Source organism: Reyranella massiliensis 521, assembly GCF_000312425.1.
Lineage (GTDB): Bacteria > Pseudomonadota > Alphaproteobacteria > Reyranellales > Reyranellaceae > Reyranella > Reyranella massiliensis.
Genome location: NZ_HE997181.1, coordinates 4,074,781 through 4,098,809, shown reverse-complemented (window position 1 = coordinate 4,098,809; position 24,029 = coordinate 4,074,781). Strand labels below are relative to the sequence as shown.

23 protein-coding genes are annotated in these 24,029 nt (G+C 66.1%); 11 read left to right on the top strand and 12 right to left on the bottom strand.

Features of this window, described 5'->3' with window-relative positions; translation table 11 throughout:
* Positions 1-18: 18 nt before the first annotated feature.
* Genes otsB through BN60_RS19970 form a run of 3 tightly spaced genes read left to right on the top strand, consistent with a single transcriptional unit; the run spans position 19 to position 3,952 of the window.
* Positions 19-774 carry a trehalose-phosphatase gene (gene otsB / locus BN60_RS19980; RefSeq protein WP_020697914.1) on the top strand — a complete coding sequence of 252 codons (756 nt, stop codon included), beginning with the start codon at positions 19-21 and terminating at the stop codon, positions 772-774.
* Positions 771-2,570: a glycoside hydrolase family 15 protein gene (locus tag BN60_RS19975; protein WP_020697913.1), complete on the top strand. Its 1,800-nt coding sequence runs from the start codon at positions 771-773 to the stop codon at positions 2,568-2,570. The genes otsB and BN60_RS19975 overlap by 4 nt, the downstream gene beginning before the upstream one ends.
* On the top strand, positions 2,555-3,952 hold the full coding sequence (locus tag BN60_RS19970; protein ID WP_020697912.1) for an alpha,alpha-trehalose-phosphate synthase (UDP-forming): 1,398 nt from the start codon (positions 2,555-2,557) through the stop codon (positions 3,950-3,952). Before BN60_RS19975 ends, BN60_RS19970 begins: the two co-directional genes overlap by 16 nt.
* On the opposite strand, the gene BN60_RS19965 is transcribed toward BN60_RS19970, so the two are convergent.
* The 4 genes from BN60_RS19965 to BN60_RS19950 all read right to left on the bottom strand — a co-directional run bounded on the left by BN60_RS19965 (position 3,949) and on the right by BN60_RS19950 (position 7,490).
* On the bottom strand, positions 3,949-4,479 hold the full coding sequence (locus BN60_RS19965) for a GNAT family N-acetyltransferase (protein WP_020697911.1): 531 nt from the start codon (positions 4,477-4,479) through the stop codon (positions 3,949-3,951). The two genes, BN60_RS19970 and BN60_RS19965, sit on opposite strands and share 4 nt — an antisense overlap.
* Positions 4,446-5,060 carry a pyridoxamine 5'-phosphate oxidase family protein gene (locus BN60_RS19960; RefSeq protein ID WP_020697910.1) on the bottom strand — a complete coding sequence of 205 codons (615 nt, stop codon included), beginning with the start codon at positions 5,058-5,060 and terminating at the stop codon, positions 4,446-4,448. Before BN60_RS19960 ends, BN60_RS19965 begins: the two co-directional genes overlap by 34 nt.
* Positions 5,061-5,387: 327 nt before the next feature.
* A complete protein-coding gene (locus BN60_RS19955) occupies positions 5,388-6,764 on the bottom strand; it encodes a CoA transferase (protein WP_020697909.1) in 1,377 nt (458 codons plus the stop codon).
* 12 nt (positions 6,765-6,776) lie between these two features.
* Entirely contained in the window at positions 6,777-7,490 is a 714-nt protein-coding gene (locus tag BN60_RS19950) for an alpha/beta hydrolase (protein ID WP_020697908.1), read from the bottom strand.
* 59 nt (positions 7,491-7,549) lie between these two features.
* On the opposite strand from BN60_RS19950, the gene BN60_RS19945 reads away from it, so the two are divergent.
* From BN60_RS19945 to BN60_RS19935, 3 genes are read left to right on the top strand one after another with little or no spacing between them, the layout of a single operon-like run.
* Complete coding sequence (locus tag BN60_RS19945) at positions 7,550-7,822, top strand: FeoA family protein (protein ID WP_043284141.1); 273 nt, start codon at positions 7,550-7,552, stop codon at positions 7,820-7,822.
* A gap of 3 nt (positions 7,823-7,825) precedes the next feature.
* Positions 7,826-9,709, top strand: a complete 1,884-nt coding sequence (feoB, locus tag BN60_RS19940) for a ferrous iron transport protein B (RefSeq protein ID WP_020697906.1) — start codon at positions 7,826-7,828, stop codon at positions 9,707-9,709.
* A 3-nt stretch (positions 9,710-9,712) separates the two neighbouring features.
* Positions 9,713-10,999: a PepSY-associated TM helix domain-containing protein gene (locus BN60_RS19935; RefSeq protein WP_020697905.1), complete on the top strand. Its 1,287-nt coding sequence runs from the start codon at positions 9,713-9,715 to the stop codon at positions 10,997-10,999.
* Here the strand turns inward: BN60_RS19935 and BN60_RS19930 are convergent.
* The 4 genes from BN60_RS19930 to BN60_RS19915 all read right to left on the bottom strand — a co-directional run bounded on the left by BN60_RS19930 (position 10,996) and on the right by BN60_RS19915 (position 15,695).
* Positions 10,996-12,741 carry an ArnT family glycosyltransferase gene (locus BN60_RS19930; protein WP_020697904.1) on the bottom strand — a complete coding sequence of 582 codons (1,746 nt, stop codon included), beginning with the start codon at positions 12,739-12,741 and terminating at the stop codon, positions 10,996-10,998. The two genes, BN60_RS19935 and BN60_RS19930, sit on opposite strands and share 4 nt — an antisense overlap.
* A gap of 91 nt (positions 12,742-12,832) precedes the next feature.
* Positions 12,833-13,192: a DMT family protein gene (locus tag BN60_RS19925; RefSeq protein WP_020697903.1), complete on the bottom strand. Its 360-nt coding sequence runs from the start codon at positions 13,190-13,192 to the stop codon at positions 12,833-12,835.
* Between the two features lie 9 nt (positions 13,193-13,201).
* Positions 13,202-14,167: a Bug family tripartite tricarboxylate transporter substrate binding protein gene (locus BN60_RS19920; protein WP_020697902.1), complete on the bottom strand. Its 966-nt coding sequence runs from the start codon at positions 14,165-14,167 to the stop codon at positions 13,202-13,204.
* Between the two features lie 97 nt (positions 14,168-14,264).
* A complete protein-coding gene (locus tag BN60_RS19915; RefSeq protein ID WP_020697901.1) occupies positions 14,265-15,695 on the bottom strand; it encodes an amidase in 1,431 nt (476 codons plus the stop codon).
* 58 nt (positions 15,696-15,753) lie between these two features.
* Here BN60_RS19915 and BN60_RS19910 point away from each other — a divergent pair, with 58 nt between their 5' ends.
* Genes BN60_RS19910 through BN60_RS19895 form a run of 4 tightly spaced genes read left to right on the top strand, consistent with a single transcriptional unit; the run spans position 15,754 to position 18,523 of the window.
* Positions 15,754-16,509, top strand: a complete 756-nt coding sequence (locus tag BN60_RS19910) for a TSUP family transporter (RefSeq protein WP_020697900.1) — start codon at positions 15,754-15,756, stop codon at positions 16,507-16,509.
* Positions 16,506-16,721, top strand: a complete 216-nt coding sequence (locus BN60_RS19905) for a hypothetical protein (RefSeq protein ID WP_020697899.1) — start codon at positions 16,506-16,508, stop codon at positions 16,719-16,721. Before BN60_RS19910 ends, BN60_RS19905 begins: the two co-directional genes overlap by 4 nt.
* On the top strand, positions 16,718-17,515 hold the full coding sequence (locus BN60_RS19900) for a crotonase/enoyl-CoA hydratase family protein (protein WP_020697898.1): 798 nt from the start codon (positions 16,718-16,720) through the stop codon (positions 17,513-17,515). Before BN60_RS19905 ends, BN60_RS19900 begins: the two co-directional genes overlap by 4 nt.
* Before the next feature lie 18 nt (positions 17,516-17,533).
* A complete protein-coding gene (locus tag BN60_RS19895; protein ID WP_020697897.1) occupies positions 17,534-18,523 on the top strand; it encodes an NADP-dependent oxidoreductase in 990 nt (329 codons plus the stop codon).
* A gap of 7 nt (positions 18,524-18,530) precedes the next feature.
* On the opposite strand, the gene BN60_RS19890 is transcribed toward BN60_RS19895, so the two are convergent.
* The gene (locus BN60_RS19890; protein ID WP_020697896.1) at positions 18,531-19,343 is read right to left on the bottom strand and encodes an enoyl-CoA hydratase-related protein; all 813 of its coding nucleotides are present in this window, start codon (positions 19,341-19,343) and stop codon (positions 18,531-18,533) included.
* Positions 19,344-19,477: 134 nt separating this feature from the next.
* Here BN60_RS19890 and BN60_RS19885 point away from each other — a divergent pair, with 134 nt between their 5' ends.
* Positions 19,478-20,503, top strand: coding sequence for an alpha/beta hydrolase (locus tag BN60_RS19885; RefSeq protein ID WP_020697895.1), 1,026 nt, complete (start codon positions 19,478-19,480; stop codon positions 20,501-20,503).
* Positions 20,504-20,507: 4 nt separating this feature from the next.
* Here the strand turns inward: BN60_RS19885 and BN60_RS19880 are convergent, their stop codons facing one another.
* The 3 genes from BN60_RS19880 to araD are packed head-to-tail and all read right to left on the bottom strand — an operon-like array spanning position 20,508 to position 24,014.
* The gene (locus tag BN60_RS19880; RefSeq protein WP_202949828.1) at positions 20,508-21,473 is read right to left on the bottom strand and encodes a Bug family tripartite tricarboxylate transporter substrate binding protein; all 966 of its coding nucleotides are present in this window, start codon (positions 21,471-21,473) and stop codon (positions 20,508-20,510) included.
* A gap of 59 nt (positions 21,474-21,532) precedes the next feature.
* On the bottom strand, positions 21,533-22,249 hold the full coding sequence (locus BN60_RS19875) for a ribonuclease activity regulator RraA (protein ID WP_020697893.1): 717 nt from the start codon (positions 22,247-22,249) through the stop codon (positions 21,533-21,535).
* 10 nt (positions 22,250-22,259) lie between these two features.
* Complete coding sequence (gene araD / locus BN60_RS19870; RefSeq protein WP_020697892.1) at positions 22,260-24,014, bottom strand: L-arabinonate dehydratase; 1,755 nt, start codon at positions 24,012-24,014, stop codon at positions 22,260-22,262.
* Positions 24,015-24,029: the final 15 nt, after the last annotated feature.

The window sequence follows — 24,029 nt, the reverse complement described above, 5'->3', positions numbered from 1 at the left end:
GGCGCGGAAGGCGTTTTGATGGCACCTGATTTCGACCGTACGACTGCATTGTTTCTCGATCTCGATGGCACACTTCTCGAGATCGCGGCGACGCCTGAGACGGTCGTGGTGCCGCCTTCGCTGCCGGCGCTGCTGGAGCATCTCCGCGCCTTGTTGGGCGGTGCTCTGGCGATCGTCAGCGGCCGCTCGATCGTGACGATCGATCAGCTTCTGAAGCCGTTCAAGAGCGCCGCTGCCGGAGAGCACGGCGTTGGATTGCGTTTCAACGATGGGACAACCGAAGAAATGCCGGCGGGTCTCGCCGTTCCGGACGCTTGGCGCGATTCACTCAAGGAACTGACGGAACGCTGGCCAGGCATCCTCGTCGAACCCAAGCAGCATGGATTTGCGGTCCACTACCGGCTGGCGCCGGAGCGCCATGACGATGTGTGGAAGGCGGTGCGCGCCCTGGTGCCGGACGACCATCCTTTGTTCAGGCTCATTCCGGCACGCGAGGCTGTCGAGATCGGCCCGCGTGCGACCTCGAAGGGCGTCGCAGTCGAGCGACTCATGGCCGACAGCCCCTTCCGTGGCCGCCGGCCGATCTTCGTCGGCGACGACTTCACCGACGAGGCCGGCATGAGTGCGGCCCGCCGTTTCGGCGGCGAGGGCCTGCGCGTCGCCGATGAATTCAAGGGCGACCCTGCGTTGGTGCGCGGCTGGCTCGCGGGCAATGCCGAGCGCCTGAGCGGCGGTCCGCTGCCGGAGCGCCTGCCGGCGGGAGCCTCGGCATGAGCAGTCTCGACCTGGGAGTCATCGGCAACTGCTCCATCGCGAGCCTGATCGACCGAAACGGCCGCCATGTCTGGCACGGGCTGGGGCGACTCGATGGCGATCCGGTGTTCAACGCTCTGCTGGGCGGCAACGATCCGCAAACCGGCTTCATGGACGCCGTCGTCGAAGGCGCCAAGGAGAGCCGTCAGCGTTATGTACCCAACACGGCGATCCTGGAGACGACCATCGACGGGGCCGGCGGCTCGATGCGCATCCTGGACTTCGCGCCACGCTTCCGTCGCTTCGGGCGCATGTTTCGACCGCCCATGCTCATCCGGCGCCTCGAACCGGTGGCGGGGCGGCCGCGCGTCACCCTGCGCCTGCGGCCGAGCTTCGCTTATGGCGCGCAGAAGGCGCAGGTCACGGTCGGCAGCAATCACATTCGCTACTATGGCGACACGGCGGTGCAACGCCTCACGACCGATGCGTCGCTGAACTACGTCCTCCACGAGACGGAGTTCTCGCTCGATCGGCCGATGACCCTGATCGTCGGCGCCGACGAAAGCATCACCGACAATGTCGATGCGTTGTCGCGTTCCTTCCTCAGCGAGACCGAGGTCTACTGGCAGGGCTGGGTGCGCGATCTCAATATTCCGTTCGACTGGCAGGTCGCCGTGATCCGCGCGGCGATCACCCTGAAGCTCTGCAGCTACGAGGATACTGGCGCGGTGCTGGCAGCGCTCACCACCTCGGTGCCCGAGGCGGCCGGCACGGTGCGCAACTGGGACTATCGCTTCACGTGGTTGCGCGACGCCTTCTTCACCGTGACGGCCCTCAACCGGCTTTCGGCGACGCGCACCATGGAAAGTTATGTGCGCTTCATCATCGACGTGGTCGAAGCCGGTAGCACACGCGGCGAGGTGCACAACGTAGCGCCCCTGTTCCCGATCGCGCCCGGCACGGACACTGCGGAGCGGCTGGTCAAGACGTTGCCTGGCTACCGAAACTACGGGCCGGTACGCATCGGCAATGCCGCGGTGGGCCAGAAGCAGAACGACGTCTATGGCTCGATGGTACTGACAGCAGCGCAGATGTTCTGGGACGAGCGCCTGCCCCGTCAGGGCGATGTCGAGCTTTATCGCAAGCTCTGCGCGGTCGGCAACGAGGCCCATCGCGCCGCGCTGACGCCCGATGCGGGCCTTTGGGAGTATCGCGAACGCGAGGAGGTGCACACGTTCTCGGCGGCGATGTGCTGGGCTGCCCAGCATCGCCTCGGCCTGATCGCCCGTCGCGTCGGGCTCGATGCTGAGTCGCGTGAATGGCTCGCCAAGGCGGGGGTGCTGCGCCAGGAGATTCTGCAGCGCGCCACGACACAGGAAGGCTGGTTGTCGGGCGTACTCGATCGCGACATGGCCGATGCTTCGAGCCTGGTATTTCCCGAGATCGGCCTGGTGAGTTCCGACGATCCGCGCTTCCACGCCACGCTCGACATGGTGAGCCGCAAGCTGATGCGGAACGGCTTTTTGATGCGTTACATCGAGGCCGACGATTTCGGTCAACCGTCCAATGCCTTCTTGCTTTGTACCTTCTGGTACATCGATGCGCTGGCAAGCGTTGGCCGACGCGAGGAGGCACTCGAACTGTTCAACAATCTTTTGGCTCGACGCAATCATGTCGGGCTTCTCTCCGAGGATGTCGACCCGCGGACCGGCGAGCTTTGGGGCAACTTCCCGCAGACCTACTCGCAGGTCGGGCTGATACTGTCGGCAATGCGGCTCTCGAGGAGCTGGGAGGAGGGCCTATGGCACGCCTCGTAATCGTCTCCAATCGTGTTCCCATTCCCAAGGCTCGGGGCGCCACGGCTGGCGGCCTCGCCGTCGCCCTGCGCGATCTGCTGACGCCTGGCACGATGTGGTTCGGCTGGAGCGGGCGGCTTTCGACCGATCCATCGCTGCAGCCGGCGATCGTTGAGGCGCGCGGTGTGACCTATGCCACCGTCGACCTCACGGCCGAGGCACATCGCGGCTTCTATGTCGGCTTCGCCAACGGCGCGTTGTGGCCATTACTGCATTTCCGGCTGGGCCTGATGCATTTCCGTCGCGAGGACTATGAGGGTTATCTCGCCGTCAATCGCGCCTTCGCGACGTCACTGGGGTCTGTCCTGCAGCCGGACGATACGGTGTGGGCGCACGACTATCATCTGATTCCCTTCGCCCGCCTGTTGCGCGAGCAGGGCTTCCATGGCCGGCTGGGATTCTTCCTGCATGTACCATTCGTGCCGCCGTCGATGCTGGAGGCGATGCCGGTGGCGCGCGAGCTGGTGGCGGATCTCTGCGCCTACGATCTCGTCGGCTTCCAGACCGAGGAACATGCGCGCGACTTCCGCGACTGTGCGCAGCGCATGCTGGGAGCGGCCGTCGAGGGGGAATGGATCCGGCTCAACGGCCGCCGCTTGCGCGCCTTTGCCGATCCGATCGGTATCGATGCCGCGAGCTTCGCCCAGGATGCCGAACGCGCCGCCGGCGAGAAGCTGGTGCAACGGGTTGCCGGCAGCCTGTCGGGCCGCGCCTTGGCCATCGGCGTCGATCGCATGGACTATTCCAAGGGGCTTCCGCACCGCTTCGAGGCATTCGGACGGCTACTTGAGAAGCATCCGGAGCACAAGCGCCAGATCCACTTCCTGCAAATTTGTCCGCGCTCGCGCGAGGAGGTCGACGAGTATCGCAAGCTGCGCGTCGAACTCGATAGGCTGGCAGGTCGAATCAACGGCCGGCATTCGGATTTCGACTGGACACCGCTGCGCTACTCTACCCGCGCCGCTCCACGTACCACGTTGGCGGGGCTCTATCGCATCGGCCGCATCGGCGTCGTGACGCCATTGCGCGACGGTATGAACCTTGTCGCCAAGGAGTTCGTCGCGGCTCAGTCGGACGACGATCCGGGTGTGTTGGTGCTTTCGCAGTTCGCCGGTGCGGCGCAGGAACTCAGCGAGGCGCTGATCGTCAATCCGTTCGATCCGGATGCCATTGCCGATGCGATGAACATGGCGCTCATCATGCCGCTGCAGGAGCGGAGGGAACGACATCTCGCTCTGAAGGAGAAGGTGATGCGTACGACGGCGGAGGTCTATTGCCGGCGTTTCATTGATGCTCTCGAGGCGAAGCCCATCGCCCGGACTGCCGCTGTCGCGGCGGCCTAGACGGCGACGTCGAAAGCCGGCGGGTAGACGACCCGTCCGCCTGCGCCGGAGAGCGCGCCGGGCACCAGTTCGAGTGCCATGAAGGCCTCGCCGGTGTACGGCGCGGCGAGGGGGTTGGCGAGCGCCGCGGAGAAGCCGAAGCGTGGATAGTAATCGGGATGGCCGAGTACGATCACCGCCCACCATTCGCGCTGACGGGCGAGGGCGAGGCCATGGCGAACGAGGTCGCTGCCAATGCCCTGGCGTTGCCGGCCGGGAAGGACGGCCATCGGTGCCAGCGCGAGCGTGGGCATGATTTCTTCGCCGAAGGTAACCTTGAGTGCACTGAAGAGGATATGACCCACGATCTCGCCCTCTTCGACAGCGACGAGTTCGATGACGGCCAGTCTCGCCTTGCGTAGCTCCCTGACGATCTTCGCTTCGAGCGGGCCGCCGAAGGCCGCGTCGTTCAGTCGACGGATGGCTTCGTCGTCGGCCGGTTGGCGTTCGCGAATCACCACATCGTGGCCGCAGCCCGGCCCGGCCATTCACGATCGTACTTCTCGCCACCGACCCTGTCCTCGCTGAGCGCCGCCAGGATCTGGCCGGCGCTGGGCAGCGACTTGGGGTCGATATGGCGTTCGGGATTCCAGAGCTCGGACCGCACCAGCGCGCGGGCGCATTGGAAATAGATGGCCCCAACTTCGATGACGGTCACGGAACGCGGCGCCTTTTCCTCAACCGCGAAGGATTCGAGCAGGCCGGGCTCGACGCTGAGATGGGCGCGGCCGTTCACACGCAGCGTGTTGCCGATGCCCGGGATCATGAACAGGAGCGCCACCCTGGGGTCCCGCACGATGTTGCGCAGCGAGTCGATGCGATTGTTGCCGCGCCGGTCGGGCAGCATCAGCGTCTTCTCGTCGTGCACGCGCACGAAGCCTGGTTTGTCGCCGCGCGGCGAGCAGTCGAGCCCTTCCGGTCCGGAGGTCGCCAGCGCCGCATAGGGCGCGGCCTCGATATAGGCGCGGTAGTGCGGCGTGATCCAATTCACTTCTTTGACGGTCGCCGCTTCGGCTGGTTTGCCGTAGATCGCTTCGAGTTGGGCTTCCGTCTTGAGAATGTCGGACATGAGCACTTCCACTATCTCGGCGACGCTCGGAACGTCAGAGGTTCGAGCTGCAATACAGACTCGAATGGCGGTTTCAAAGTGAAGAGTCCTGGCCGCCGGGAGAAATAGGGAAGTCGATACAATCGGAATGCGTCCGGGCGTTCCTTGGCAATTTCATTCTCGTTGCGTGTCGGATGGAACGGCACCGTGCCGACGCCCACGGCCGCGGTTAAATTCCTCGCCTGCTTTGCCGAGCGCGCGATTGAGTCGGTCGCGGAGTACGGAGCCGAAATTTCGGGGGATTCCGATTCCGCCGGCTACAGTGTCCTCCGTCGTCCCTGATCTCGGCTACGCCCATTGCGCCGGCGAGGCGCCGAGCGGCTCGGCAGGTCTTGCGAAGTAGGCGGGTGTCGTGCCGAGCCGGACGACCGGCTTCAGGTGGCGCAACCGGCCGAACGGGCCGACGCTTTCGGTGAGGAGCGGCGAGAGCTCGCCCTCGGGAAGTTCGGCGATCCCCTTCGCGGCATCGACGGTGCCGAGGGTCGCGAGCCAATGGGCGACCTGGACCAGCGATACGCGCACCAGCCAAGAGCCGCCCTGCTCGACCCGGCGCGCCAGCGCGATCATGGCGCCCAGGGCGGCGAGATAGCCGGCGATATAGTCGAGCGCCTGCACCGGCATGTTGCGCGGCTTGTCGAGCGAACCCTGCGTGGCGGCGAGGCCCGTGACGTTCTGTACGATCGAGTCGAAGCCGCGCCGCGATGCCCACGGGCCTTGGTGGCCATAGGCGCAGAGGCTGACGCAGACGATGCCGGGCCGGAGCGCGGCGACCTGCTCGGGCGAAAAGCCGCGGCTGGCCAGCGTGCCGGGCCGATAGCCCTGTGTGAAGATGTCGGCCTCGCCGAGGAGCCTCTTCATGGTCTCGACGCCGGCCGGTGTGAGGAGGTCGATCCAGGTGCAGCGCTTGCCGTGGCCGGTATCCATCAGCAGTTCGGACTGGTAGGGCAGGTGAGGCGCCGCTACATGCAGCACATCGGCGCCATTCTCCGCCAGCACGCGACCGCTGGTCGGGCCCGCCAGCACGCGCGTGAGATCGAAGGCGCGCACGCCGGAAAGAGGGCGATCGCCTTTAGGCAAGGGCCGCGCCGGCGCGTCGCCGATCTTCACGATATCGATCAACGGCAGCCTGGAAATCGCGATGCCATGCGGATGGGCGTTCCATTCCTCGCGGCTGCGCGTCAGGCCGCCGACACAGCCGCCCGCGGCTATGGCTTCTTCGATGGCCTGGCCGTCCCAAGTGGCGACGGCTTCGGCCAACGCCTCGCGCGTCTCCGCTTTGGCGCCGGCGATGCGCAGCGCGCCCGCGCGGTGATGCGGATGGTTGGTGTGGATGAACATGTGCCGCCCGTCGCGCGTCGGATAGTGGCCGGTGAGCGGGTCCCACGACACGGGCTTCTCGCCGTTGCGCAGCACATAGGTGTTGGAACGCAGCGACGCCGCAGCGGCGTGCGTGTCGATACTTACCGACTGAGGTACGCCGGTCCGCAGTCTCCAGAGATCGGAGACGGCAAGGCCGACCGCGCCGAGCGCGGCCGATCCCGCCTGGCCGATCCGCCAGGGCGTGACGAATATCGGATCGTCCCTGCCGGTGATCGAGAGCCGATCGTCGCTACGCTTCTCGCGTCCGAGCTGGCGCAGGATCGAGTAGGCGAGATCGGCGCTCATGTAACGGTCTCCTTACGCAGACGCCATGATCTTGGTCAGCAGCGCCATCAGTTCCTGGGGGCAGGTGATGTGCGGATTGTGGCTGGCGTCCATCTCGTCGCAGGTCCAGCCGGCCTCGCTGCGGGCGCGGTCGGCGAACTGGCGGAACGCGTCGCCCGGCATGTTACGCTTGGCATAGATGAAGTGGCGCGGCGGCGGTGCCTCTGTCGATTCGAGCTTGATCCTCTGCTCGAAGGTCTTGATCGGCTGCGGCCGCCGGCGCGGGCTTGCCCAGGCGACATCCTCGGGAGCGGTGTCGGGCGGCATCGGATTGACGGGAAGTTTCCAGCCGTCGCCGTCCTTCTCGGCGCCCTTGCGCATGTTGCCCTCGGCCTTGGGACCGACCAGGTCGAACAGGCTCTGGCCGTCCTTCGGTACGAACGCATCCAGATACACAACGCGTGCAATACGGCTGCGTGCCTTGTCGACGACCCCGGTCGCGACCATGCCGCCATAGGAGTGGCCGATCAGGACCACATCCTTCAGGTCCTCGAATTCGAGGACGCCGACGACGTCCTGGACGTGCGTCGACAGGTCGACCGCAGGCGCAGCGAGGTGGGCACGGGCGCCAAGGCCGGTGTAGGTCGGCGAAAAGAACTCATGCCCGGCGGCGCGGAAAAGAGGGCGCATCTTCTTCCATGCCCATGCTGCCGACCAGGCGCCATGCGCCAGAACGATGTTTGCCATTCTTCTACTACCTCACGCTAGCGAGCCAACTTCTTCGGTGCTATTACGACTTACTCGCAATGAACACCCGTCCAACCATAGCACTTGGCGCGGCCCGCGTGGGCTTTCGCGGCCGCATACATGCAATCGATACAGAACGCGGCGGCGCAGGCCTGCCGGCGGGCGAACTCGAACGTCGTCTGATCGAGCTGGGCTTCGTCGAAGGCGCCAATGTCGAGCTCCTACATCAGGGCTTGTTCGGCGGCGATCCCATCGCCGTGCGTATCGCCAACACGACCATCGGGCTGCGCCGTCGCGAGGCAATGGCGATTCTCGTGAGTACGGAGGCCTAAGCCGTGTCCGATGCTTCGCCTGCGCTTCCGTCGCCCGTCATCGCTCTGGTCGGCAATCCCAATTGCGGCAAGACGGCGCTGTTCAATGCTCTTACGGGCAGTCGCCAGAAGGTCGCCAACTATCCTGGCGTGACGGTCGAGAAGAAGGTCGGGCCGCTCGTGACGCCGGCCGGCCGGACCGTGCGCATCGTCGATCTGCCCGGCACCTATTCGCTGCGTGCCCGCTCGCCGGACGAAGAGATCACGCGCGACGTCGTGCTGGGGCACGCGCAGAAGGACGTGACGCCCGATCTGATCGTCTGCGTCGGTGATGCCTCCAACCTTCGACTGGCGCTCCGGCTGGCGCTCGAGCTGAAGCAGGTCGGCCGTCCCGTCATGCTGTCGCTCAACATGATGGACATCGCGCGCCGCCGCGGCGTCGAGATCGACGTCGACCGCCTGTCGCGCGAGATGGGCGTGCCGGTGGTGAGCTCGGTCGCGGTGCGCCGCGGCGGAACCGATGCCCTCCTGGCAGAGATCGACCGTCAGATTGCAAAGCAGCAAGTCACCGGGATATCCGAGTGGCGGGCGCCGGATGCCGGTGCTCTGCGCGGCGCCCAGCGCGAAGCCGACCGCATCCTCGCGGCGGTCGTGCGCGGACCGGGCGACCCTGACAGTCTTACCAGCCGAGTCGACAAGGTTCTCCTGCATCCGGTCGCCGGGCTGATCATCCTGCTCGCCATCCTTTTCGTGATGTTTCAGGCCGTGTTCGCCTGGGCCGAGCCCGGCATGGAGGCCATCGAGGCGGGCTTCCAGTGGCTCGGCAGCCTTGTCGAGGGACTGCCGCTGCCGGAGTTGGCGCGAAGCTTCCTGAAGGACGGTCTGATCGGCGGCGTCGGCGCGGTGATCGTGTTCCTGCCGCAGATCGTGATCCTCTTCTTCTTCATCCTCGTGCTCGAGGACCTGGGCTACATGGCGCGTGCGGCGTTCCTGATGGATCGCATCATGGGCGGCGCCGGCCTGCATGGGCGCGCCTTCATCCCTCTGCTTTCGTCCTTCGCCTGTGCCATTCCGGGCATCATGTCGACGCGCGTGATCGACGACCGTCGGGACCGGCTGACGACGATCCTGGTGGCGCCGTTGATGACCTGCTCCGCCCGCATTCCGGTCTACACGCTGATCATCGGCGCCTTCATTCCCGCCCGCGAGGTCTGGGGCTTCGTCGGCCTGCAGGGGCTGGTGATGTTCGGGCTCTACGCCATCGGCATTGCGGGCGCGCTCGCCGTGTCGTTCGTGGTCAAGCGCCTGGTCTGGCAGGGACAGCCGGGCGAGCCGTTCATGCTCGAACTGCCCGACTACAAGATGCCGCGGGCGAGGAGTCTCGCCATCGGCTTGTGGACGCGGGCCATGGCCTTTCTCAAGCGCGCCGGCACCACCATCCTCGCGATGATGATCCTGATCTGGCTGCTCGCTTCCTTTCCGCAGCCGCCGGCAGGCGCGACCGATCCCGCCATCGACTACAGCTTCGCCGCGATGATCGGCTCGGCGATTCAGCCGCTCACCGCGCCGCTCGGCTTCAACTGGCAGATCAACGTCGCTCTCATTCCCGGCATGGCGGCACGCGAGGTGGCCGTCGGCTCGCTGGGCACCATCTACGCCATCAGCGGCGGCGAGGAGGCTGCAGCGCAAATCGGCCAGGCATTGAGCAGTCAGTGGAGCCTCGCCACGGCGCTCGCCTTCCTCGCCTGGTACGTGTTCGCGCCACAATGCGCCTCGACCCTGGCCGTGATCCGCCGCGAGACCGGCGGCTGGACGTGGATGTGGGTCACGTTCTTCTACATGCTGGCGCTGGCCTACGTCGCCGCGCTGGTGACTTATCAGGTCTCGCGCGCGCTGGGGGCGGCCTAGGCGATGGCGGCCGGCCCCAAACCGCAGCGCCGTACTGTGCGCTACTGGCTGCTGCAGCTTCACCTCTGGATCGGCCTGATCCTGCTGTTGCCGCTCGTCATGATGGGCGTGACGGGCGCTGTGCTGGTTTACGCGCACGACATCGAACACCTTCTGGGGCAGGGCGAGCCCGACGCCAGGACGGTCGGCGAGTGGCGCTCGCCGGCCGAACTGATCGAAGCGGCGAGGGCCGCGACCACCGATCCCGGCCGCATCCCGATTGCCGTGCGCTGGCCGGCGGAGCTTGGCGAACCGGCGGCCGTTCGGCTGTCGCGTCCCGGCATGGCGAATGAACGTTCGCAGTTCCGTGGTCAACAAGGCGGTCGCCAGCAGCAGGATGGGCAGGCGCAGGGTCGCGTCCCGACGCAGAGCCCGTTCGCGGGCAGCCTCCAGATCCTGATCGATCCGGTGTCGCTGCAGATCGTCGAGACGCAGCAGGCGATGACCGGCTGGGTGCGCTTCTTCCACGACCTGCACGGCCATCTCTTCATTCCCGGTGGGTTGGGCCGTGAGCTGGTCGGCTGGCTGGGCGTGGCGCTGCTCGTGCTGGGCTGCTCCGGCCTCTATCTCTGGTGGCCGAGGCCGGGTCAGTGGAAGGCCGCCTTTGTGGTGCGCCGCAAGGCCAAAGGCCTGCGCCTCAACCGCGAGCTGCACGGTGCCGTCGGCATCTGGAGCCTGGCGATCTTCATGCTGGTGAACTTCACCGGCGTCTATCTCGCTTTCCCGCAGCAGATTTCGGCCGCCGTGAACAGCATCTGGCCGGGCCGCGACATGCGCGCTGCGATGTTCCAGGCGCGGGTCGAGCCGATGCGCGGCACGCCGCCGATGGGCGTCAACGAGGCGGTCGAGCTCGCCAGGACGCGCGTGCCCGATGCACGCTTCCTGAATGCGTTCCTGTCGATTCGGCCCGATCAGGCAATGCGTATCGGCTTCATCCGGCCGGGCCATGAAACAGGTGCGCCAGTCATCACGGTGATCATCGATCCCTATCGCAAGGCCGTGATCGACGTCTTTGATCCGAAGACCATGTCGACGGGCGAGACCATCGTGGCCTGGCAGCGAGGGCTGCACTACGGCATCGGCCTTGGCGGGATCTACAAGTTCCTGGTGTTCGTGTCGGGGGTAATCATCCCGGTTTTCGCCGTTACGGGCTTCCTGATGTGGTGGATCAAGCGCCGCAACCGCCGTGCCGGCGAGACGGCAAAGCAGGCGATCCTGGCGGCGGCAGCCGCGGCGAAGGCGGCCGACTAACGCGGGCGTTGCTGTTGCGGCGGCGCCAGATCGTAAAGCGTTAGCAGACGGCGTGGCTCTGGCGGCAGCGAACGCCATAGGGCCACGTCGACAGGCTTGCCGTTCCCGATCACCCACGCTTCGAAATCGGCGGGCCATCGCGCCGTGCCCAACAGAACGTACCGCACCTCGCCGCGCTGGACGCGGGCCGCGAATGCCTCGACGCTCATGATCGGGTCGTTGCCGAGATAACCGCCGAAGGGGAGTACTGGCTCGCCGGTGCGGATGATGAGAGGCGCTGCCAATAGAGCCGTCGGCGTGGCGGCAAGGAAGCGCGCAGAGCCGCGATGCTCCTTCAGGAAGGTGATCAGTTTGGGATCGTCGGTCAGCGAACGGTAGGTGCGCGACAGAATCGGGCCGCGGCCATCGTCGCTGCCGAGCCAGCGCGGCAGGCTGGCCGAGGGCAAAGCGAGATTGCCCGGCGAGAAGATCGGACTGAGCGCCCAGAAAACCGGGAGGATCGACAGGGCGATGCCGCCGATGACCGCTGGTGGCCGCTTGCCTCGGAAGAGAGTCCCGGCGGCGGCGAGCAGCGCCACGGCGGGAAAGCCCATCCACGGGCTGAGCCAGCCCAACGTTCCGCCGGTGATGTAACCCTGCCAGAGTGCGGTCGCCGCCAGACCCAGGGCGAGAAAGCGTGGTCCACGGCGCCACAGCTCGTAGCAGCCGACACCGGCAAGAGCGGCAAGGGGCGGTGCCAGGGCGATGAGATAGTAGATGTGAAAGATGCCGCCGGCGGCGCTGTAGACGATGCCGTAGGTCAGCGCCCAGACCGACCAGAGCGCAATGGCCGCGGGCCGGCGGCGCCACGCGAGGACGGCGCCCAGGATGGCAAGCGGCAGCGCCCAGGCGAACTGGCCGGCGAGCATAGGCTCCGCAAGGCGCAAGGGCCCGGTCGGGACGGCATCGTAGGCCAAGAAGCGTCGAGGCTGTGCGGCCTCGGGCTTGTCGGGGGCGGTGCGTACAAAGCGTTCGAGCCCATTATGCCGGACGATCAGCTCGAGCATCGAATTGCTCTTGCTGCTGCCGGCGACCGGCCGGTGTTCCGGCGGCGTCAGGTCGAAGATAGCGGCCCACGACAGCGCGACGACGGCGAAAGTGGCGGCGCCGGCTGCCAGCCAGCCCAGCCGCTGTCGCCAATTGAGTTCACTGTCGAGCCACCAACCGACCAGGAGCGCAGGGCCGCAGATCAGTGCCGCCAGCATCTTGACGTTGAAGGCCAGGCCAAGTGCCGCCATGGCGAAGACGAAGGAGAGGCCGCGGCCACGCAAGGCGAGCCATGCCGCCAGCAGCAAAAAGAGTACCAGCCACGAATCGGTATTGTTCGACCGGTCCGTTGCAACGGCGATGGGCGTGAGGGCGAGCAGAAGAGCGGCAAGAAAAGCGGCGGTTCGACCGAAGCGGCGCACCAGCGCATAGAGGAGGGCCACCGAGGCGATTCCAGCCAAGGCTTGCGGCAGGTGGATCGCCCAGCCGCCATAGCCCAGCAGCCGCGCCGAGATGGTCTGAATCCAGAAGGCGAGCGGCGGCTTGTCGAGGGAGACGAGGCCGGCCGGGTCGAAGGTGTTGTAGAAGAAGAGATGCAGCCCCTGCAGCATGCTGCGCACGCCGGCAGCGTAATATTCGTTGCCGCAACCGTTGGTTTCGAGCCGCCACAGCCGGAGGATCGCCGCGAGTACGAGGATGGCAGCCAGCACCGCCATCTCTGTTCGTCGCCCGATCCTCATCATCTCCGCATCATCACCATCGTTGTTGTCCGAAACGGTTTACGCAGGAGGAGGCGCGATCATCCTCTCATGTCGGCAGCGGGCCTTTGAAGACGAAGAAGGCGCCGGCGCAGATCAGCGCGAAGCCCACCATGTGGTTGAGTGTGAATCGTTCGCCGAGATAGAGCACCGAGAAGACGGCGAATACGCTGAGCGTAATCACCTCCTGCATGGTCTTCAGCTCGGCGGCCGAATAGGCCGCGTGCCCCCAGCGATTGGCCGGCACGGCGAAGCAATATTCGACGAAGGCGATGCCCCAGCTCGCCACCACCACCAGCCACAAGGGCCTGTCGGTGAACTTCAGGTGCCCGTACCAGGCAAACGTCATGAAGACGTTGGAGATCAACAACAGGACGACGGGCGCGACGGCAGGGGGGAGCCAGGTCATTGTTTTGGATTACTCCGGTTTGATGCCGAGCTTCTTGATCAGAGGCACGACGGTCTTGTCTTCGGCATCGAACATGGCCGCGGTTTCCTGCGGCGTGGTGGGGTAGGCTTCGGCCGTGAGCTCGGCGAAACGTTGTACGACGGCCGGATCCTTCAGCACCTTGACCATCGCGTTGTTGAGCTTCGCTACGACCTCGGGCGGCATCTTGGCCGGACCGAACAGGCCGGTGAAGGTGGAGAAGGTGAAGTTTTCGAGACCCTTCACGCCGCTTTCCTTCATGGTCGGCACGTCGGGAAGCTGCGGTACGCGCTTATCGGACGACACGGCGATGGCGCGCAGCTTGCCGGCCTTGATATGGCCGATGGCGGCGTTGAGCTGGTCGACCTGGGCCGTGACCTGGCCCGCGATCACGTCCAGCGAGGCCGCGCCGCTGCCCTTGTAGTGCACGATCGTGTACTTGCTGCCGGTCGCCTCGCCGATCAGCTCGATGGCGAGATGGTTGGTCGTGCCGACGCCTGAGTCGGCCACGGCGAACTTGCCGTCGCGGCCCAGGGCGACGAAATCAGCCATGGTCTTGATCGGCGAACTGGGCGTCACCACCAGGACGGCCGGCACGCGCTGGATGTGGCTGATCGGCGTGAAAGCCGTGCGCCAGTCGTAGGGCGCGTTGCCGTAGATCGCAGGCACCGCGACCAGGGAATTTGCCGAGACCAGCAGGGTCGTGCCGTCGGGCGCGGAGCGGGCAACGATGTCGCTGCCGATCATGCCGCTGGCGCCGGCCTTGTTCTCGACGAGCACCGTGACGCCCAGCACGTCGCGCAGCTTGTCGGCGATGATGCGCGCCGTGACGTCGATGTTTCCGCCCGGTGCATAGGGCGCCATGATCTTGATGGGCTTGTCGGAGCCTTGGGCGTGGGCCGGCATGGAGCCGGCGACCAGGCCAAACAGGGCTAAAGCGATTGCGGCCAGACGCATGAGTTTCCTCCCGGTTTCTTTGCGCCGAGCCTAGAAGAAGGCTCACGATGGCGCAAAGACCGATGGAGGTCGCGGCTATCCCACCAGTGACCGGAGATCAGATCGATGGCCTGTGCTGCGCCCAGGGTTGCGCGTCTTCGAGCAGCGCCCCGAGCCGCAGCACATCGGTCTCCGCACCCCACCTGCCGACGATCTGAACCGAGGTCGGCAGCCCGTCGGTGCCGAAGCCCGAAGGCAGGGCCAGCGCAGGATGGCCGGTGAGGTTGAAGGGGTACTGGTAGGAGGTCCAGCCCTGGCGGGTGATGCCGCACTTCACGCCGTCGATGACGACTTCGTCGTTGGCGGCGTCGTGCGTCACATCGAGGGCGGTGCGCGCGTTGGTCGGCGTCACCAGGAAGTCGTAGCGCGCCAGCAGCGACTGGATCTTGCGGAACAGGGCCGTGCGCGCGAACTGGGCGTTGCGGAAGTCGGCCAGGCTAAACTTGGCACCGCGATCCATGAACGCCAGCGTCACCGGGTCCATCTGGTTCTGCCACTTGGGCAGATACTGCGCACAGAACACGGCGAAGTTCGCCTGATAGAGCACGCGGCCTTCGTATTCGATCCAGTCGATCTTTTCGGTGACTTCCTCGACCATCGCGCCCATCGCTTCCCAGGCCGCGAGCGAGGCGCGCGTGTTGGCGCGCACGTCGGCGGCGATCCGCGGATTGGCCGTGAGTTCGATGTAGCCGATGCGGACACTGGAGAGATCGCGGCCGGCGAGTTTGGGCGACAGCGGCTGCTGCGACGGACCGGAGAGCGACCACGGGTCCTTGTCGCTGGGGCCGACCAGCACGGAATGCATGATCGCGGCATCGGTGATCGTGCGCGAAAGCGGCCCGGCAAAGACATTGTTGCCGAATGCATCGCGCGTCGTGTCGGCCGGCACGGCGCCCAGCGTCGGCTTCAGGCCCACGAGGCCGCTGCACGAGGCGGGGCCGCGGATCGAGCCCGCGCCATCGGTGCCGAGCGAGATCGGACCGAGGCCGGCCGCGACGGCCGCCGCGCCGCCGCCGCTGGAGCCGCCCGGCGTGCGGTCGAGGTTCCAGGGGTTGCGCGTGACGCCGAAGGAGGGACCGTCGGTCAAGCCCTTCACGCCGAACTCCGGCGTCGTGGCCTTGCCGACCACGATGGCGCCGGCGGCGCGCAGACGCTGCACCAGCACATCGTCGGCCTGGGCGACATTGTCCTCGAAGATCGCCGAGCCATGGCGGGTGTGCACGCCTTTGACGTCGACCAGGTCCTTGATGCTTACCGGAATGCCGTGCAGCGGTCCGAGCTTCTCGCCGCGCGCGACGGCTTCCTCGGCCTTCTTCGCGTCGCGTCGAGCCTCCTCGGCCATCACCACGCGAAAGCAGTTGAGCTTGGGCTGGGCGCGGTCGATCGCTTTCAGGACGACGTCGACATATTCGACGGGCGAAAGTTTGCGGTCGCGGATGAGGGCGGCGGCTTTCGCGGCCGGGGTGAACAGGAGATCGGTGTCGGACATGGCGTCGACCTTATCCGGTCCTCGACACCTTCTGCCACGTGCGCTACGCCGCACAGCGATGTTCACTCTTCCCGTCCTGGCCGCTCTGGCGGTCGTGGCCGTCGTGACCTCGTTCATTTCCGGGATCTTCGGCATGGCGGGCGGGATGCTGTTGATCGGCTTCCTATTGCTGTTCCTGCCGGTGCCGGTCGCCATGGTGTTCCACGGCGTCATCCAGATTGCGGCCAACAGCTGGCGCGCCTGGCTGTGGCGCCATCATGTGAAGTGGAGTGTCGTCCTGCAGTTCGGCGCCGGCGCCGCGGCGTCGCTGATCGTCTTTTCCTTCTTTGATTTCGTACCCGACAAGGCACTGGTGCTGATGGCCGTCGGTCTGATGCCGTTCATCGCCTTGGCTGTGCCACAGCGCATCGCTCCCAACATCGAGCGGGGCGGCCAGGCTTTCGTGGCGGGCGCCATCGGCGGCGCCATCCAGCTCGTGTCGGGCGTGACCGGTCCGCTGCTCGACATCTTCTATGTACGCACCGGCATGTCTCGGCAGGTCAATGTCGCCACCAAGGCCGCGGCGCAGGTGCTGGGCCATCTCACCAAAGTCACCTATTTTGCCATGGTGATCGAAGGGCCGGCGGGTCGGGACCCCGAGCAGTGGCTGGTGATGGGCTATGCCGCCTGCTTCGCCATCCTGGGCACGACCCTGTCGCGCAGTTTTCTCGATCGCATGTCGGACCGGCAGTTCTATCATTGGACCCGCCGCGTCATCCTGGGGCTCGGGGCGGTTTACGTGGCGCAGGGAGTCTGGCTGATGGCGACGCGATGAGCGAAGAGAAGAAAGTCGATGTGAAGGCAGAGGTGCGGGCGCTGCTCGACCGGCTGCCCGACGATTGCAGCTATGCCGACGTGCAGCGCGGCATCGCCGTGTTGATGTGGCCCAAGCAAGGGGACGGCAGCCTCGCGCCGCCCAAGAGACTCGAACCTGAGGAAGTGAAGCGCCGTCTGCGCGAATGGCTCAAATCGGAGAGTGAAAAATGAAAGACCGCGTCTCGATCGACCTGAAGGACGGTGTCGCCGACGTCCGCCTGATCCGTGCCGACAAGATGAACGCGCTGGATAACGCGATGTTTGAGGGCATCATCGAGGCCGGGGCCAAGCTTGCGACAATGGAGGGGCTACGCTGCGTGGTCTTGTCGGGCGAAGGAAAGGCCTTCTGCGCCGGTCTCGACATGGGCAGCTTCGCCGCTATGAAGCAGGACGGCGTGCCGGGCGTGCGCGACCTCGCCAAGCGCACCCACGGCATCGCCAACCGGCCGCAGCAATGCGCCTGGCTGTGGCGCGAGCTGCCGGTGCCGGTGATCGCGGCGGTGCATGGCGTGGCCTTCGGTGGCGGCTTCCAGATCGCCCTGGGACCGGACATCCGCTACGCCACCCCGGATGCGCGGTTCTCCGTGATGGAAATCAAGTGGGGCCTGGTGCCCGATCTCGCCGGCACGCAGCTCATGCGCCACCTCGCACGCGAGGATGTGGTGCGCGAACTCACCTATACCGGCCGCATCTTCAACGGAGTCGAGGCGCAGCAGATGGGCTTCGTGACGCGCGTCGTGGACGATCCGCGGGCGGCGGCACTGGAGGCCGCAAAGGAGATCGCTTCCAAGAGCCCCGACGCGATCCGGGCCAACAAGCGGCTGTTGAATGCCGCGGTCGCCGTCGATGCTGCGGCGGGTCTGATGATGGAGTCGGTTGAGCAGCAGAAGCTGATCGGCTCGCCCAACCAGGTCGAGGCCATCATGTCCAACCTGCAGAAGCGCGCCGCGAACTACAAGGACTGATGCTCGGGAGAGGAACCCATGAACCGCCAGTGGCTCTACGCCAAGCAGCCGGCCGGCAAGATCGGCAAGGACACCTTCCAGTGGACCGAGACGGCCATTCCCAGCCCGCGCTCGGGCGAAGTGCTGGTGCGCACGCGCATGCTGTCGCTCGATCCCGCCAACCGCGCCTGGATGATGGGCAAGACCTATCGCGACGCGCTGGAACCGGGGCAGGTGATGAACGGCTTCACCATCGGTGAGGTCGTTGAGTCCAATGCCGCGGAGTTCGGCAAGGGCGACATCGTCGAAGGCGACTGGGGCTGGCAGGACTACGCCGTGCGGCCGGCGCGGCGGTTGACCAAGCGCACGGTCAAGGCGCCGCTGGAGATGCTGATCGGGCCGCTCAGCGTCACCGGCCTCACGGCCTATTTCGGCCTTTTAGAAGTGGGCCGGCCCAAGCCGGGCGACACCGTGCTGGTTTCGGCCGCGGCCGGCGCCGTCGGCACGATGGTCGGCCAGATCGCCAAGCTCGTGGGCTGCCGAGTCGTCGGCACCGCGGGTGGCCAAGACAAGTGCGACTGGATCGTGCGCGACCTCGGCTTCGATGCCGCCGTCGATTACAAGGCCGGCGGCGTGCGCCGTGCATTGGCGGCAGCTTGTCCCGACGGCATCGACGTCTACTTCGACAATACCGGCGGGCCGGTGCTCGACGCGGCATTGTCGCTGATGAACCTGCGCGGCCGCATCGCCTGCTGCGGCAACGTCTCGCAGTACGACGTCGAGAAGCCGGGGCCGGGTCCCATGGCCGTGCCAGGCCTGGTCGTAACCAAGCGGCTGCGCATGGAAGGCTTCATCGTGATGGACTTCTACGACCGGCGCGCCGAAGCCGAGACGCGACTCGCCCGCTGGGTCGCCGACGGCAAGATCAAGGCCGTCGTCGATGTCGTCGACGGCCTCGAGAAGGCGCCCGAGGCGCTGATCGGTCTGTTCGAAGGCCGCAACAAGGGCAAGATGGCAGTGCGCGTCTAACGGCGCGTCACTTGCCCTTGAACACCGGCTTCCGCTTCTCCACGAACGCCTGCACCGCTTCCTTGTGATCGGCGGTGCGCGAGGCGGAGACCAGGCGCTCGGCCTCGCGATGGAGCGCGGTCGGGTAGTCGATGTGCAGAGCGTCGTCGAGATTGTCCTTCATGCTGCGCATCGCGACGCCCGGTCCTTCGGCCAGCGACTTCGCGTAGGCGAAGGCTTCGTCCTGCAGCTTGGCGTCGTCGACGACCCGGTTCACCAGGCCGATGCGCTCGCAGCGTTCGGCATCGACGCGCTCGGCGGTGAACATCAGTTCGCGTGCCCGCGAGGAGCCGATGGTCCGAGTGAGCAGCCAGGAAATGCCGTAGTCGCCGGAAAGGCCGATCTTGGCGTAGCCGGTGCTGACGAACGCCGATCGGGCGGCGATGCGGATATCGCAGGCGAGCGCGATGGCGAGGCCCGCACCGGCAGCCGCGCCCGGAAGGGCGGCGATCGTCGGCTTGCGCACGGCGACCAGTGCCCCGGTGAGATGGGCCTGGCGCCAGCGCAGGTCGGCGAGGCGTTCTTCATAGCTCATCTGTCCGCGCGGGCCGCGGCCGCCCATGCCCTTCACGTCGCCGCCGCTGCAGAAGGCCGTGCCGGCGCCGGTGATCAACAGGGCGCCGACGTTGGGATCGTCGCCGCGTTCCTTGATCTGTGTGCGCAGCGCCGGCGTCAGCTTGTCGGACATCGCATTGCGCGCTTCGGGGCGGTTGAGGGTGATCAACGCCACGCCATCGCGCACGCTGCACAGAAGTTCGGTCGTGCCGGTATCGATTTCCATGGGATCCTCTCTTTCCGCGACATTCCGGATCATCGAATACACCGTCAAGGCGGCTTGGCCATTGGCAGCCGCTGCGTGTCGATTGGCAGGCGGAATTGGTTGCCGACACTGCGGCTTCACCGCAGAGTTGCGCCATGACCTTCCCGGTGACCGAACACACTCTCAAGACCGCCCGCCACACGACGGGCTATCTCGCCTGCGGCCGCAAGGATGCACCGCTGCTGATCTTCGTCCACGGCTGGCCGGAGCTGTCGCTGTCGTGGCGGCATCAGCTTCCTGCCTTCGCCGCCCTCGGGTTCCGCTGCATCGCGCCGGACATGCGCGGGTATGGCCGCTCCGACACCTACACCCGCCACGAGGACTTTGCGCAGGAAGAGATCGTGGCCGACATGCTGGAGTTGCTGGCGTCGCTCGGCCGCGACAAGGCGGTGTGGATCGGTCACGACTGGGGCAGCCCGGTCGTGTGGAACCTGGCGGCGCACCATCCCGACAAGACCGTCGGCGTCGCCAGCCTTTGCGTGCCCTATCTCGCCGAGGGCTTCACCCTGGATGCGATGGTGCCGCTGATCGATCGCACCCTCTATCCCGCCGACAAGTTCCCGGCCGGACAGTGGGACTACCAGTTCTTCTACGAGGAGAACTTCGACAAGGCCTGCAAGGGCTTCGAGGCCAATATCGGCAACGTCGTGAAGGCCCTGTTCCGCAAGGGCGATCCCAGCCGCGTCGGCAAGCCGGCGCCGACCTCGATGGTGCGTGCGGCCGGCGGCTGGTTCGGTGGCGGCGCCTGCCCCGACGTGCCGCGCGATGCCGATGTGCTGACCGAGCAGGACATGGCAGCCTACACCGCGGCGCTCACACGCAACGGTTTCTTCGGGCCGGACTCCTGGTACATGAACCACAAAGCCAACGGCGCCTACGCCAAGAAAGCGAAGAACGGCGGCAAGCTGTCGATGCCGGTCCTCTTCCTGCACGGCGCTTACGATACGACCTGCGAGACCATGCAGTCCAAGCTTGCCGATCCGATGCGCCGGGACTGCGCCGATCTCACCGAAGTCGTGGTGCAGTCCGGCCACTGGATGGCGCAGGAGAAGCCGGTCGAGGTGAACGCGGCTCTCGCCAAATGGCTGGCAGCGAAGCTGCCGGACTACTGGAGGAGTTGACCGCCTATTCGGCGGTGATCTTCCCGGTATCGATCACATTCTTCCAGCGGGCGATCTCGTCCGTCAGGAACTTCTTGAACTGCTCGCCGTTCGTGGCGACGACCTCGAAGCCGATCGCTTCGAATTGCGGCTTGATATCCGGCGCCTGGGCCGACGCGGCCAGTTCGGCTTCGAGCTTGGCCCGCACGGCCGGGGGTAGCCCCTTCGGCGCGGCGGCCGCCTGCCACGAATAGACTTCGAGGTCCTTCACGCCGCTTTCGGCCATGGTGGGGACATTGGGCAGCGTCGGGTTGCGCTGGCCGCTGGTCACGCCCAGCGCCTTCAGCTTGCCCGACTTCACATGCGGGGCAATGGCGCCCAGGTTCTGGAACGACACATTGGCGTGGCCCGCGATCAGGTCGTTGATGGCTGGTCCGCCGCCCTTGTACGGCACGTGCGTGCCGGTGGTGCCGGTCTTCTGCAGGAACAGCGCCGCGGTGAGATGATCCGACGAGCCGGTGCCCGACGAGGCAAACGTCACCTTGTTGGGATTCTTCTTCAGGTAGTCGATCAGCTCGGCGACGGTATTGGCGGGGAAGTTCGGGCTGGCGACCAGCACGTTGGGCGTGCGGACGGCGACGCTCAGCAGGTCGAAGTCCTGCATCGGATCGTAGCGGAGATCCTTGAAGAGGGCGGGATTGATCGCAAAGACGCCGATCGAGCCGACAAGGATCGTGTAGCCGTCGGGCTTGGCCTGCTTCAGCGCCGTGGCGCCGATCGAGCCGTTGGCGCCGCCCTTGTTTTCGATGACGACGGACTGGCCCACGCGCTCCGCCATCTTCTTGGAGACGAGCCGCGCCGTCACGTCGGAAGAACCGCCGGGCGGGAAGGGAACGATGACGGTGATGGGCTTGTCGGGAAAGTCGGCAGCCTGCGCCTGCAGGCCAACAAGTGCGGCCAGGACGATGGCCACGATGCTCAGCGATCTCATGTTCATTTTACTCCCTGTATACGTCGTTACTGCTTGTCTTCTGCTAGTCGGCCGTTCGTTCAGCGGTCCTTTGCCTTGCGCCAGGCCGCGAAGTCGCTGAGGGACTTTTCGTCGGTCGCGGGATAGAGGCCGAAGATGCCCTGTCCGTCATTGACCCGCTCGGTGACGAAATCCTCGTAGGCCATCATCTCGAAAGCCTCGTCTGCGATCTCGTCGGCGAGGTGGGCGGGGATCACGATCACGCCGTCGCTGTCGCCCAGGATCACGTCGCCCGGGAAGACTGGGGCATCACCGCAGCCGATCGGCACGTTGATGTCGATGGCCTGATGCAAAGTGAGGTTGGTCGGCGCGCTGGGCCGCTGGTGGTAGGCCGGGAAGCCCAGCTTCCCGATCTCGGCGGCGTCGCGGAAACCGCCGTCCGTCACAACGCCGGCAACGCCGCGTTTCATCAGGCGCGTCACCAGGATCGACCCCGCCGACGCGGCCCGCGCATCCTTGCGGCTGTCCATGACCAGCACGGCGCCGGGCGGGCAGTCCTCGACGGCCTTGCGCTGCGGATGGCTGCGATCGCGAAACACCGAGAGCTGGTTCAGGTCCTCGCGCGCCGGCATGTAGCGCAGAGTGAAGGCTTCGCCGACCAGCACCGGCTGGTCGGGCGAGAGCGGAAACACGTTCTGGATGAACTGGGTGCGGAAGCCACGCTTGAACAAGGCGGTGGCGACCGTCGCCGTGCTGATCGTGCGAAGCTTGTCGCGGGTGGCCGCGGTCAACGCCATGGTGGGCTCCTCAGTAGATCGACGGTTCACTGACGGGCGCGCCGAAGCCAGTTTCGAGGAAGTCGAAGTCGCAGCCCTCGTTGGCCTGCTTGATGTGCCGGGTGAACATCCATCCATAGCCGCGCTCGTAACGCGGCTCGGGCTTCTTCCAGGCGGCGCGGCGCCGGGCGAGCTCCTCGTCGGAGACGTTCATGTTGATGGTGCGCTTGTCGACATCGAGCGAGATCATGTCGCCGGTCTGCACCAGCGCCAGCGGGCCGCCGATATAGGATTCGGGCGAGACGTGCAGGATGCAGGCGCCATAACTGGTGCCGCTCATGCGGGAGTCGGAGAGGCGTACCATGTCGCGCACGCCTTGCTGAACGAGCTTCTTGGGGATCGGCAGCATGCCCCATTCCGGCATGCCGGGGCCGCCCTGGGGGCCGGCGTTGCGCAGGATCAGCACGGTGTCTTCGGTGACGTCGAGATCGTCGCGATCGATCGCCGCCTTCATCGACGGGTAGTCGTCGAACACCAGGGCGGGGCCCGTATGCTTCAGGAATTTCGGGGCGCAGGCCGATGGCTTGATGACGCAACCGTCGGGCGCCAGGTTGCCCTTCAAGACAGCAAGCGCGCCCTCGGCATAGATCGGGTTCTGGACCGTGCGGATCACGTCGTCGTTGTAGATTTCCGCGCCCTGGATGTTTTCGCCCAGCGTCGCGCCGGTCACGGTAAGCGTGTCGGCGTGCAGGTGATCGCGAATCTGCTCCAGCAAGCCAGGCAGGCCGCCGGCATAGAAGAAATCCTCCATCAGATACTTGTCGCCGGAAGGCCGGATGTTGGCGATCACCGGCACCTTGCGGCTGGCGCGCTCGAAATCGTCGAGGCCGATATCCTGGCCAGCACGACGCGCCATCGCGATCAGGTGAATGATGGCATTGGTCGAGCAACCCACCGCCATCGCCACGGTGATGGCGTTGAGGAAGGCTTCGCGAGTCAGGATCTTCCTGGGCGTCAGATCCTCCCACACCATGTCGACGATGCGCCGGCCGCTCTCCGAGGCCATGCGGATATGGTTCGCGTCGGCGGCGGGGATGGAAGATGCGCCGGGCAGGGACATGCCGAGCGTCTCGGCCATCGCCATCATCGTGGCGGCCGTACCCATGGTCATGCAGGTGCCGTAGCTGCGGGCGATGCCCGCCTCGACATCGACCCAGTCTGAGTCGGAAATCTTGCCGGCGCGGCGCTCGTCCCAGTACTTCCAGGCATCGGAGCCGGAGCCCAGTACCTTGCCCTTCCAGTTGCCGCGCAGCATCGGTCCGGCCGGCATGTAGATCGCGGGCAGGTTCACGCTGATGGCGCCTAACAACAGGGCGGGCGTGGTCTTGTCGCAGCCGCCCATGAGTACGACGCCATCCACGGGATGCCCGCGGAGAAGCTCCTCGGCGTCCATCGCCAGCAGGTTACGGTAGAGCATGGTCGTGGGCTTCAGGAAGCTCTCCGACAGGGAGAGGGCGGGCAGCTCCATCGGGAAGCCGCCGGCCTGCAGGATGCCGCGCTTCACGTCGTCGACGCGGCTCTTGAAGTGCATGTGGCAGGGCTGGGCTTCCGACCAGGTGTTGAGGATGGCGATGACCGGCTTGCCCACCCATTCCTCGGGGGCGTAGCCCATCTGCATGGCGCGCGAGCGGTGGCCGAAGGCCCTCAGGTCGTCCGGCGCAAACCAGCGCGCGCTGCGCAGGGAGGCTGGATCCCGGACTTGCTTGCCTGTCTTGTGCTCGGCCATCGTATTTCCTCCTAG